The organism is Putridiphycobacter roseus, assembly GCF_003234935.1.
Classification (GTDB): Bacteria; Bacteroidota; Bacteroidia; order Flavobacteriales_D; family Crocinitomicaceae; genus Putridiphycobacter; species Putridiphycobacter roseus.
In genome coordinates, this window is the sequence record NZ_QKSB01000005.1 from 207,020 (window position 1) to 221,323 (window position 14,304).

The 14,304-nt window shown below is 36.5% G+C and carries 4 protein-coding genes; all 4 read right to left on the reverse strand.

The genetic code is table 11. The features are described 5' to 3' along the window. Positions 1-24: 24 nt before the first annotated feature. Positions 25-939, reverse strand: coding sequence for a PorP/SprF family type IX secretion system membrane protein (locus tag DNU06_RS10210; protein ID WP_111063231.1), 915 nt, complete (start codon positions 937-939; stop codon positions 25-27). Continuing rightward, a complete protein-coding gene (locus tag DNU06_RS10215) occupies positions 939-11,819 on the reverse strand; it encodes a T9SS type B sorting domain-containing protein (protein WP_111063232.1) in 10,881 nt (3,626 codons plus the stop codon). The genes DNU06_RS10210 and DNU06_RS10215 overlap by 1 nt, the downstream gene beginning before the upstream one ends. Positions 11,820-11,929: 110 nt before the next feature. Then, on the reverse strand, positions 11,930-12,874 hold the full coding sequence (locus DNU06_RS10220) for a PorP/SprF family type IX secretion system membrane protein (RefSeq protein ID WP_111063233.1): 945 nt from the start codon (positions 12,872-12,874) through the stop codon (positions 11,930-11,932). Next, the gene (locus DNU06_RS10225) at positions 12,874-14,184 is read right to left on the reverse strand and encodes a gliding motility-associated C-terminal domain-containing protein (protein WP_158526873.1); all 1,311 of its coding nucleotides are present in this window, start codon (positions 14,182-14,184) and stop codon (positions 12,874-12,876) included. Before DNU06_RS10225 ends, DNU06_RS10220 begins: the two co-directional genes overlap by 1 nt. Positions 14,185-14,304: the final 120 nt, after the last annotated feature.

Below are 14,304 nucleotides of genomic sequence, written 5' to 3' on the forward strand. Positions count from 1 at the left end.
ATAAGAAATAAAAGTGATTGAATTTTATTTTAAATCCGTCGGAGCTCCTCCTTTAGTATTCCCAAACTTAATGGCAAAAAACAATTCATGTGTTCCAGAATTATAGCTTTTTAATAGGGTAGTCGTAAAGTCGTAAGCATAACCAATACTCAAGTTATTTTTATGATGATACCCAATCATAGTGGTCAAAGCATCCTGTGTCCGGAAACCAACTCCCAACCAGACTGTCTTTTTATACATGGCTTTTAAGCCAATGTCTAACTTTAAAGGAGCAGGAAAGCCAAATTTTAACAATGCAGTAGGCTCCAATTCAAAATAACGTCCCAATTTAAAAGTATACCCAGCATTTATATAAACGTGGTCTTCCAAATAACTATCGGTTGTTATGCCCAGGGATTTAAATTTTAGATTACTGTGTAATAATTGCGGTGTTGCCACGCCAATGTACCACTTTTCGTGGTATAAATACAATCCAAATTTTGCATCTGCACTAAAGGTTTTAATTAGACCATTGGAAAAAAACGGATCATCCTGATCCAGTACATATATTTTATCGGCGTCTACTATCCACTGATTAAAACCAAAAGATAAGCCCATGGATAAATTAATACTCTCGTTTAATTTTAAATGATAGGCATAAGATGCTTGAAAGCCTAAACGACGTGTAGGACCAACAATATCGTTGTAAATTAGTCCACCAATACCCATTTTTTCATTTTTAAATGGTCCTTGTGCAGTAAAGGTTACTGTCCTTGGTGCATCTGTAAGCCCCACCCATTGATACCTGCTATTCATTACCGATTCCCAATTATCAGTAACTCCGGCATATGCAGGATTAAAAGCATATTGATTAAACATGTATTGCGTTTGTTGCGGCAGTTGTTGACCGAACAAAAACGAATAGGTACAAAATGATAATATGACTAAAATTATTCTCATTAACGCATTATAGTTACTGGTCCTGTTAAAGGTTCAGGGTAAAATATATTATTTAATTCAATGACGTAATAATAAGTGCCAACAGGCAGTGGTTTTCCTTTGTACTGACCATCCCATGGATTTTTATACCCATCATTATCATTGAATAAAAGCTCTCCCCAACGGTTATAAACCCAGACTTCTAAATTAGGAAAATCTTCTACAAAGTCAATATTCCACACATCATTTTTACCATCATTATTAGGGGAAACACCATTTGGCACTTTTAATTCCGGAATCACCTCTACGTACATACTATCTATTTTTGAACAGCCATTAGAATCTAAAACTTCTACATAATACCAATTATCTACTTTTGGTTTTATAACCGTAGGGTTAGTCAGTGTGGTATCATTCAAATATATTGCTGGAGACCAGATAAACGAAACACCATCTGCAGAAGTAGGGTCTCCCCCTATTCCAATAGAACCAATTGCTTGTATTTCTACATCCTCACCAGCATCCACAATCTGATCTGCAAACGTGGACACCAAGACCGTATCGTAATCATCACAACCGTCAAATAAGGCATATAGCACATACATATAATCTCCTGTTTCCAATCCTGTTTGAATTAATTCATTCGTATCAGAAAGTACAGCAGCATTCACGTCAAACCAAGTAAAGTCTGCCGCGGGTTGATTAGAGGTCCCAACCAATAACAAATCTAAACCATAACACAATGCAGTATCCAACCCTGCATATGCATAAACAATTACAGCAGTATCAATAGCAGCGGTATCTTGTACCATACAATCATTTTGATCCGTCACTGTTAAATAATAAGTACCTGGCAATACATTACTTAAATCTTCATCTACAAATACTTCATTTAAGCTAGATGTCCATACCACATTATAAATTGGAGCACCACCAGAAATGGTAATATCAATTGCACCATCTAAAGATTCTTTACAATGAGAGGAAACTATATTATCAATAGACAATAACAAAGGATCGGGTTCTATAATAGAATCCGTAATGGTTACCGCACAACCATTCTGATCTGTAATAGTTAAGGTATAAGTACCGATACACAAGTCACTGGCCAAAGAGGTAGTTTGTGTATTTGCATCATCCCAAAGGAAACTATATGGTGCTTCCCCGCCAAGTACTAACACATCAATACTACCGCTGCAATCTCCATTACAACCAACATTGTTTTTGATTGGTGTATTTAAAATCATACTATCAGGTTGTTCAATAATTTCACTTGCAAAAGCAATACAACCATTAAAATCGGTAACCTCTAAAGTATATTCTCCAGCACAGATATTGGAGAGAACAGGACCACTACCAGGAGTAATACTCACCCCATTCCCATTATACCATTGGAATATATAACCTGGTGTTCCTCCAGTTACAGTAGCCTCAACACTACCGTCACATACCCCGTTACAAACCAAATCAGTTTTAGTTAATTCAATTTGAGGTACAGTTACGTTACTTAGTTCAAAAGTAAACTCTTTACTACACCCTAATCCATTATTATCTGTAACCACCACTGAATAAAATCCTGCACCTAGCGTATTAATTACCGGTGTTGTTTGTGTGGTATTCCATAAATAAGTATGTGGTAAAACACCGCCTTCAGATAGAATAGAAATCGATCCATCCGTTAAACCACAGGTAGGTAATACCATTGTTTCTGTCACTGTGATTAAAGAAGGATTAACCAATTCCACTACCAACGGAAATAAACAACCATTGGCATCTTTTACCTCTATAAAATATGTTCCTTCACATAAATTTTGTTTACTTAACCCATTAGAATTATCGTGTAACCAAGTAACAACAAAAGGTGCTGTACCATTCACAATATCCACAGTAATTTCACCATCACAAGCATCATTACAAGTAATAGGAGTGACTATTGCATTTGCAGAAACATCCACACTATTACCCAAAGCATATTGCGTAGCAATTTCACATCCATTTCCGTCCGTTAGGTTTAATTCATATATACCAGCACATAAATTTTGCATGCTGTTAGTCGTAGGACCATTATTCCATAAATAGTCATAATTACCATCTCCCCCTGTAACGAGCACACTTAATTCTCCGTCACACTGACCACATGTAGGGTCTACTATAGTTGGTGTATATTGAATTTCTGTTGGATTTACCAGTACCGTATCATAATAGGAAATACAACCCAATGCATCCGTAATCGTCAATTGATAAGTGCCAGCAGTCAAATTACTTGGATCTTCAACGATTATTCCACCTGGATTCCACAAGTAATTTAGTGGCATATTATTACCCACAACCGTTATCTGAATATTTCCGTCATTACCATCATGACAGGATGGACTATTTACAGCATCAAATACTAAAGTCGTACTTGGATTATCAATAATTGTCACTTCCAAAGTGTCCTCACATAAATTGGCATCCTTCACCACTACAAAGTAAGTACCTGCAAATACATTGGAAAGTGTTGCATTTGTTTCCCCAGCTAAAAGAGATTGTGCATTATCTAACCATTGATAAGTGTATGTTGGAAGTCCACCTTGTGCAATAGCGGTGGCACTACCGGAAGCAACATTACATTCTGCATTATTTGTAAGTGCTGTAATGGTAATTTGAGAAGGACTAATAATATTTATATTTTGAACACCAATAGAACACCCATTCGCATCTAACACTTCCACGGTATACCCTCCTGCACATAAATTAGAAACATTATCGGTATTGCCAATATTTACACTAGACTGGTCTAACCATATATAAGTGTAGTTTAACATACCCCCAGTAACAACAATACTGGCAGAACCAGAACAATCGTCAAAACAGTCAATGCTGTTTTCAGTAATGGTAAATTGCAGCTCAGTAGGTTCAGAAATGTTAGCAAAAGAAGAAGTTACTGTACAATTATTTACATCTGTTACCGTAGCATAATAGTCGCCTGCACACAAATTACTTGCGGTGGTTAAAGTTTGTCCGATTAAATTATCTGAAGGTGATAAATACCAATTAGTAATATATGGACCAACGCCACCAGTTGGAACAACCGTTGCAGTACCATCACATGAACCAAAACAATTAATATCTGTATCGGAAATGGATACCGTAATAGCACTAGGTTCCGTAATAGTAACCGGTGTAGTTAATGATTGTGTACAACCGTTCATATCCGTAACATCTAAGGTATAATCTCCTGGACATAAATCTATAATATTAGGAGTTGTACCGCCAGGCAACGGAGTACCATTCAAGTACCATTGGTAAGTATAATTACCAAAACCACCAGTTACGTTAGAAGATATATTCCCATCACAAGAGCTATTACAAGTTACGTTATTAGAAGTAGTAGTTATAACAATAGGTAATGTATCATTAATGATATAAGTTTCCGTCACCGAACAATTAATATCATCCGTTACAGTTACCGTGTGCGCACCAGTTCCAATATTTAATGCCGAATTTGTATTCGCTCCATTAGAAGGTACTGGATTCCAATTATACATAAATCCAGTGCCAGAAGAACCAGATGGTGTTACCACGATAGATGCATCATTTGCACCGATACAAGAAATTTCCGTAATCACGGCATCTACTATTAATTCAGACGGTGACAAAACAGTAAAGGTATCTGCTGAAATACAACCGGCACCATTTGTTAATTGAACAATATATGCACCTTGACACAAGTTAGCAATACTTGTACCTGTACCGGGTAAAATTGTACCCGTTGCAGACTCAATCCAAATTTGTGTACAAGTTGGTACCGTACAAGTCGGCACAATAACAGCGGTACCATCACATACACCGAAACAAGAAGCGTCTGTATGACTTAAAGTAAAATCATCAGCATCTATATCTTCCACTACAAAAGACTGTGTAATCGTACAACCTTTGTTATCGGTAACAGTAACACTAATAAAACCAGAACAAAGGCCACTTACATGGTTTGTTCCTTGTCCAGTCACACCTGCTTGACTCCAAGTATAGGTATAATTTGGACTTCCTCCAGATACATTAACAGTGGCACTACCGTTACATTGATTACAAACCGTTACATTAGTGAAAGACGATTGTATACTCAAAGGAGCAACTGGCTCAATAATATTGAAATTCTGACTGATTGCACAACCCAAATTATCCAACACATTAACGGTAATCGGTCCAGCACATAAATTATTTACACTTAACCCGGTAAAACCACCAGTCCAATTGGCGCTATATGGTCCAGTCCCACCAGAAGGATTTATAGTAATCATCCCATTGCAATCATCAAAACAATTAATATTTGTTTGTGTTTGATTTAAAGCGATAGGATCTGGTTCTTGAATGAGTACTGTTAAAGTAGTATCACAATTAGCTTGGTCTGTAATCACAACGTCATAGGTTCCTGCACACAAATTAATCGCGCTGGCACTAGATTGATTTAGGGGATCATTCCATTGATAATTATATGGTGCCGTATTACCTTGCAATACGTTCACTTGGGCAGATGCGTCACAAATACTAAAACAAGAAGCATCCGTTGTCGTTAAAACTACATCCCAAGGATTATCCGGTTGTGTTAAGTCAATTGGTCCAAAAGTAGCTGTACAACCATTTCCATCCATCACTTCTACAAAATATAATCCTCTACATAAATTTCTTATAGTATCATTAGTTTGTCCAACAATATCATTCCCTAAATCATCTTGCCACTGATAAAAATAAGTCCCTGTACCACCACTTGCAGTTACGTAAGCCAATCCATTGCAGTCGCCATAACAACTCACATTTTCATTTCCAGTAATGCCGGTAATTAATTGACGGTTTTCAACCGTAATACAACTTGAGCTTTCAATACAACCATTACCATCAGTCACCACCACAAAATAATCTCCAGGTGCTAAATTATTTAAAGATTGGGTAGTTCCTACACTTAACCCAGAAGCACAAGAAAACCATTCATAACCAACAATAGGTGTCCCTCCGGTTACGGTTACATTTACAGTACCGTCGATTTCTCCAGCACAAGTAATAGGGGTTGCCACTGTATTGGTTATTACTAAATCACTTGGCTCTTCAATTTCTGTCGACAAATCAATAGAACAGCCATTAATATCTGCAATAGTCACTGTCCAAATACCTGCACTTAAACCTTGTGCATTTGGGGTATTTTGTCCACCACCTGGTACCGGGCTCCAAGTATAAAACAAATTACTTTGACCTCCACTAGCAACTACGTCAGCAGTACCAGTGTTTGCCCCATTACACAAAATATCTGTACTAGAAATAGTTCCTATAATTTCGACTGGTTCATTGACCACAATAGAGTCAATTTTAGTACAACCTAATCCATTGGTCAATTGAATATAATAGATACCTGCTCCTAAACCAGTCACAGCATTATTACTACCCAAAGAAACTCCTCCTTCGTTAAACCATTCTATCATACAAGTTGGTTCAATACAAACATAACTCACATTTACACTACCATCTATTAATCCAAAACAAGACACATCAGTAGAATCTAAATTCAATATTTCCAAAGCACCACTCTCAACAGGTACTGTTAAAGAATCAGTACAAGCATTAACATCACTTACAATTACTTGGTATATTCCACCAGCCAATTGGGTGACATTATTTGTACCTTGACCTGTAATTGGGGTTGGATTCCAATCGTACACAAATGTTCCGCCGCCGCCATTTGCATTAATACTAATAGCGCCATCATTTAAACCACAAGAAGCATTAGTTACCGCAGTGGTATTGATATTAATTTGAGGGAACTCTACAATTTCTAAAGTATCAGAAAAAATACTACAGCCAGTAAAATCAATTATTTCAGCGTAATATTCACCCGGACATAAACTACTCATCACCATCCCACTTCCAATACTGATGTTGTTATTTACATTAAACCAATTCACATCAAATGGTCCAACGCCACCACTTAAGGTTACAGACAATTCTCCATCACAAGAACCAAAGCAAGCAGTATCATTAATCGTCGTGGTAAATAAAATTTCTGCTGGCTCAGTAATGGTTACCGTAATGGTACTGTCACAATTATTCGCATCTTTAATAATTGCATGATAGATTCCAGCACATAGGCCTATTGCAACTGGACCAGTTTGGTTATTCGGATCATCCCATTGAATAGTATAAGCAGGTGTTCCACCAGCCAATAAATCAATACTTGCTGACCCATTACACTCCCCAAAACAAGATACTTCACTGGTACTGGTGGTAAAAGTAAATCCTGTCGGTTCCAAAATTAAAATATCATCCGTTTTAACACAACCTTTCGCGTCTGTTACTTGAACTTGATAGGTTCCAGGACATAAATCGGTTGCTAGAATTGTACTTTGATTTGCAGGATCATTCCAAAGAATATTATACATGGCAGTCCCACCACTAATGGTTACTTCTGCTGCACCATTACAATCGCTATCACAAAAAGAATTACTCACTAAGGATGCCGATACAGATAAAGAATCTGGTTGGGCAACATTAAACATTAAAGTAGTATCACAACTTCCATCACTAATTGATAACTGGTAAGGACCAGCGGCTAAATTTGTAACGTTTCCAGTTCCAGCCCCTGTCAATCCAGCTGGCAACCAATTATAAGTATATACGCCAGATCCACCACTATTAACCGTTACTGCAATACTACCTGAATTATCTCCATAGCAATTTAAATCATTTTGAAGAATGGTAATATCGTAAGGGGTTGGGTCATCTAAAGTAATTGTATCCTGTATGATACAACCGTTATCATCTGCTAATGTGATGGTATAAAAGTCACCACATAAATTATCATACGTTGCAGTAGCTGTTCCTTGTCCACTACTTGGTATAGTCGACCAAATAAAAGGTGCAATTCCATTTATTGCAGTACCGATAATGGTACCATCACAAATACCTACACAAGTAGGATCTGTTCCTGTAAGGTTAATACCCAAAGGCAATACATCTAATACCTCTACCGTATCTGCTTCCGTAGAACAACCAGTTGCATCTGTAATAACAATTTCATATAACCCAGGACATAATCCACTAATTGAATCATTTGCCCCTAGAACAGAATTATTTGAAATGTTTGTCCAAGTATAAATATAAGGAGAACTTCCTCCAGAAACTGAAATACTTGCAGCACCATCACATATTCCAAAACAAGAAATCGGATAAGCTTGTGCATTAAAAACAATTGGTGTAGGCTCAATAATAATAACATTACTACTAGAATCGATACAACCATTATTGTCAGTCACCCGCACATAATAAGTACCAGCGCACAAATTGGAAAGTATAGAATCATTACTTATTACGGCATTTGTATTAAAATCTATCCATTCATAACTATAACCTGGTGTACCACCACTTGGCAAAACTGAAATTTGACCATCACACAAACCATTACAAGAAACTTGAATGACGTCCGTTGTATTGGCGATTAATTCAGGCGGACTAGTAATGGTGAAATTCAAGGTAGTATCACAGCTCAATCCATCTGATATAACCACCGAATAATCTCCCACACTTAAATTAGTAATGTTAGCTGTACCTTGTCCAGTAATTGGACCAACAGGAATTGAACTCCAAACATAATTATATGTTCCGCCATTTCCACCAGCATTAACAGTTAATGAAATGCTACCATCTGTATTGGAAAAACAATTTAAATTCATTTGGCTTACGGTAATATCATATAGTGGAATTTCATTAAAAGTCAAAGAATCTTTTTCTATACAACCATTTACATCTGTTACCGTAACCACATAATTAATCGCTGCACATAAATCCGTTACTGTAGTAGTCCCTTGTCCAGTAATTGGTGCAGGTGACCAAACATAAGTAAACCCACTACTATTTACAGTAGTTAAGCTAATGCTACCATCACAAACATCAAAACATGTAGGATCAGTACCAGTTAAATTCACATCAATTGGAAGTGCATTTAATACTTCAATAGTATCAATTTCGGCATTACAACCATTGGCATCCACTACTGTAACTTCATACTTACCTGCACACAGATTTAATAAATTTAATCCACTACCAGCTGGCGTACTTGTTGTTATATTTTCCCATGTTACCGTATAGTTGGATGTACCTCCAATAATAGAAACCGCAACCTCACCTTCGCACACATCAAAACAAACCAAATCTACTTTGGACAAACTTAATACAATAGGGTCTGGCTCGGTAATTACAACAGGAGCACTTTGAACAAAACAATTATTAGCATCCGTTACCACCAAGTGATACGTACCGGCACACAAACCAGTTGCAATTGAATCTGTATTCCCAATTGGCAATCCTGTAATATTATCAAACCATTGAAAAGTGTAAGGTGGCATCCCTCCGCTTGGTAAAGCTGAAATCTGTCCAGTACAAACGCCATTACAAGTTAAATTAATTGGATCTGCAGTATTGGCAAATAATTCAGGCGGACTAGCAATGGTAAAACTTAAGGTAGTATCACAACCACCTGCGCCATCATTAATAACTACTTCGTAAGTCCCCACCAATAAATTATAAATACTATCCGTAAAATCTCCATCAATTACTGCCAATGGATTAGCAAGATATGTCCAATCATAACTATAAACCGGACCATTACCACCTACATTTACATTTACAGCGATAAAACCATCTACATCTGTATAACAATTAATATCTCCTTGGTTTACTGTAATATCATAAATATCTGGCGCTGCAAAATTAAAAGTGTCAATTTCAACACAACCAGAATCCGTGGTGACTTCCACAATATAATTTCCACTTACGCACAAACTAGAAATAGTTTGGGTAATTTCACTATTCGACCATAAATAGGTAAAACCTGTCCCATTAGTTGGCGTGGCGGTTATTTCCCCATTACAAATATCATAACATATTGGATTGATGCTAGTAAATACAATATCAATTGGTAACCCATTTATTACTTCCAAAGTATCAGGTGCACCCACACAACCATTAGCATCTGTTACAGTAATTTCGTACTTACCTGCGCACAAATCAGTTAAACTTGGCGCAGTACCAGCTAAATTATTCTCTGTAATGTTATTCCAATTATAATTATATGTTGCCGTCCCGCCACTTGCAATAACACTTACCCTACCAGTACAAGAATCTTGACAAGCCAAATCTAGTTTTGCAAGTACATAAGTTATTTCTGAAGGAGACGTAATATTTGCTACACCACTTGTTTTTTCACAACCGTTTGCATCTGTAATCACTACATAATAATCACCAGCACACAAACCAGTAGCAATGGAATCTGTATTGCCAATAGGTAAACCAGTAGCATCATCATACCACACATAAGTATATCCCGGAACGCCCCCCGCAGGGAGTGCAGCAATTGACCCATCACATACACCAAAACAACTTGTATTTATTACATTACTAAAATTACTGGTAAATATTGGTGGATCAATAATCGTCACAATGGTATCTTGGGGACAACCATCCATATCTGAAATTGTTACGGTAACATTACCAGCAGCATAACCAATAGCATGATTGGTATTTTGACCTGAAACAGGTACTGGTGCGTAACTATAAGTAAATGGCCCACCATTACCTCCAGATTCGTTAGAAATAATGATTTCAGCATCTGCATCACCATTACAAGTAGGCGGGACCACAGTAACATCAAACAATATTCTTGTAGGTGCTAAAATCTCTACAGTATCCACCAATGTACAACCGTTAGAATCAGTTAAAGTTACTACATTATTACCAAAACATAGACTGTCCGGATATTGTCCAATCTCACCATTCGACCAATTCAAAATAGTTGTCCCAACCCCACCTACACCTTCAACAAAAGCTTGTGCATCACAAACATTATGACAGCTAGGATTAATTACTAATTGAACCGTTAAACTTAAAGCCGAAGGCTCAAAAACATCTTCATCTATAGTACAAGTACCCCATAAAAACCCAGGGATAATAACATTAGAAGTATCTGTTACTTGAATACTATAATTACCCGGACATAAGCCTGGATAAACTGTAGTCGTAGTAGCCGGACCTCCAGCAAACTTATAAGAAAATGGTCCTGTAGAACCAGAGGTACTCACCGTTAATTCACCATCACAAGCACCATTACAACTTATATCCTTACCATTATAATCCGTTGTAACATCCCAATTTACGGTTAAGGCACCACATGTATTTGAAGATTTATAAACCGGTACAACACTGTAAATCGGCAAAGAAACTTGAACATCAGCATTTAATTCATATAATTTAAAGTCACCACCTTTTTTAACAATATTAGTAAATGAAATTTTTTCCAGAGGCACTACAGGCGAACCTTCCAAGAATAATTTTGAATTTTCAGCAAGGATAATTCCTGCTTTTAAGCCGAAACCATTTGTATGAAACTCTTCTGATTTAATGAATAAAGTCGACTTATCACTTAATGATAAATGACTCTTTAATTGCCACTTTCCTGAATTAAATTGAACATCAGAATTTATGGTGTAACCATTTGTATGGATCGTATTTATTTTATTATTGTTGCTGCTAAAAATTAATTTTGTTTGAAACAAAACATTTGACTTCAAGGTAAAACCTTTATAAATTAACATTTCGGCACCTTTAAATACAGGTGTATTCGCATTGGTTAATGAAAATGAATTGACCGCCACTTTTTTAAAAACCACAGTTTGTTGTTTACCACCAAAGGAGTTTTCATCAAAAATTACGTCATCATCTGAGGTAGGAATTAAGTTAGCAGACACACCGCCAGAACTCAAAGACCAATTTTTTGGATTATCCCAGTCACCTGACTGACCAACCCAGTATATATCTTTGGCATTTAGTGTACTACATAAAAATATAAAAAGAAGTGGAAGTAAACTTTTTATGGACATAAGCAATTTTCGATTCAAGAGTCTAAATATATCGAAAAAAGGATTAATTAAAGAGCGTTTTGTTAAATAAGTTTAACAGATTGATTACTAAACACAATTTTCAAGTCTCCTTACTCATAAATTGCACATGTATTTATGCCAAATGATCTAGGTTCGGCACAGGCATTATAACCAAAAAGCAACTCATGAGTTTGCGCGCCATTATTTTGCAATTTTGAGGTCAAAAACTCGAAGGAATAACCAATGGCTATAAAGTCGCCTACTTTCACCCTAAACTGTGCCGTTACTGCATCCGACCTTCTATAACCTAAACCAAAAGAAAACATATTTTTATAATCAAAAATAGCGGATAATTGCATATCAAAAGGCATGGCCTTTGTTTTTACAAATAATAGAGATGGTATAAAATTCCATTCTTTGGACACCTTATATCTTCTTCCTGTGGTGATATATAAATGTCTTTGAAAACTATTATCCTCTCCAATATTCTTTAAATCATTGTCAAATAAATTATGGATACTTAAACCAAGGTACCCTCTTTTTCTATTCCACCAAATACCAAATCTTGCGTCGGGAAACACCAGAGAGCTTTGGGTATTAGTAACCGTTGGATCTGGATTAACCGTTTTCAAGTCGAACCCATCAAAACCAACTTGTTTCATACCCAAAGACAAGCCATAAGACAAAGTGTTATTCCGCAATAAAGTTACTTTTATAGCATAAGTAACATGCGCTTCAGAACGAGACCAGGGGCCAATATCATCTTTTCTAAGCTGCAAACCTATTCCATGTTTAGGTGCATTAATGGAGCGAGATCTTTTATTAATTTTTATCGGTGCACTAAAACTAAAGAAACCTGAACTAGGTGCACCCTCAATCCCAATCCACTGCATACGATATCCAGCTTTTATATCGATACATTTTTTATCCCCGGCTAAAGCGGGATTCAAACTAAACTGATTATATTGATACTGGGTATAATGTGCTTGCTGTTGCGCCCAAGAAGAGACCAATAAAGCAGCGGTGAAAGCGAAGGTAAATATCGTTTTTAACATTATCTTAAAACTGTTACTGATCCCCTATATACATTTTCTTCATTCGAAGTTGCTTTATCCCGCAAGTCAATCACATAAAAATAAGTAGAAGCGGGAACGGGATTTCCTTTATAAGTACCATCCCACACATTGTTACCATTATTATACCCAACTACGCTAAAAACAACTTGCCCCGAACGATCAAAAATAGTGACTTGATTATTTAAATATTGGTCAATAAAACCTATTTCCCAAACATCATTATTAAAATCACCATTTGGGGTAAATGCTTCGGGGATATCTATGCCACTTTTAATGGTAATATTCATTTCATCTGTCATAGAACAAAGACCATTTACCACCAATAAAAAATAAGTAGTAGACACATCAGGCGAAGCACTAGGGGTAAAAGTATTGTCAAAGTTAAGTCCTGTTACTGGTGTCCAGGTGGGCACGCCTGTTCCGGAACCGTTTATGGTTGCTGCCTCGCCTAATTGCAATAACAAATCGGGTCCAGCATCTGCATTTATAGGCGTAACATCAAAATATATACTGTCTGAAAAAGCAACACTCGGACAAGCTGTAGCACCACAATTAGCTTTCAAATATAAAAATCCAGACTCACTTAAAATAGCCGTTGAAAAATTCAATTCCTCACTAACGAGTATACCATTATAATACCATTCAAACATTGGGTTAGAAAAACAATTAGTGGTCGTAACATCAACGGAAACATCTTCTCTTTGACAAATCACTGTTTTTTTAGTCGCTATACTTACGGCTATTGGTAATAATTCCACACCTGCACCTGCTATACTTATATCAAATGTAACTTCGGCTGGGTTAATTTCTCCAGGTGGAACAGCAGAACCATTTACTTGAATATAATATGTTTTATTTGGCGCTAGTGGACCAGTTGGCGCTATCGAAAAGTCAGTCAATCCATTGTTTTGACAGGCACCAAAATAATTATAATTCCCTCCTTCACACACCACATCACTTTCGACAATTACAGCCTGTAATGCCTTGCCTTGATTTACCACTTGATTTACCACGACATTCGTAAAATTAACCGTTACAGCACCACCATTAGCATTTGTCGTAAACTTATACCAAACTGTTGCTCTTGGTGTGAAACAGGGCGTATTATCATCTGCACAACCATTTGGATTTGTACTAAAACAATTCTCTAATGTCGCCCCAACAGTAGTTCCTGCGTAAACTTGATTAACGCAAATTTCAACAGCATTTACGCAATCATCATTTCCAGGCTGCGCAAAACCGGCAAATAAAAAGAGAAAAGTAAATAAAATTGTATTAACTATTTTCAAAATCATTAATTTTAAAGATGTAAAGGTAAGTAATTCTCCTTCTTCAGGAATAAATAAATGTAAGAATCAAAAAAATATTGTACAATTCAATAAAAAAGGCTAATTTTTTTTGGTAAATTT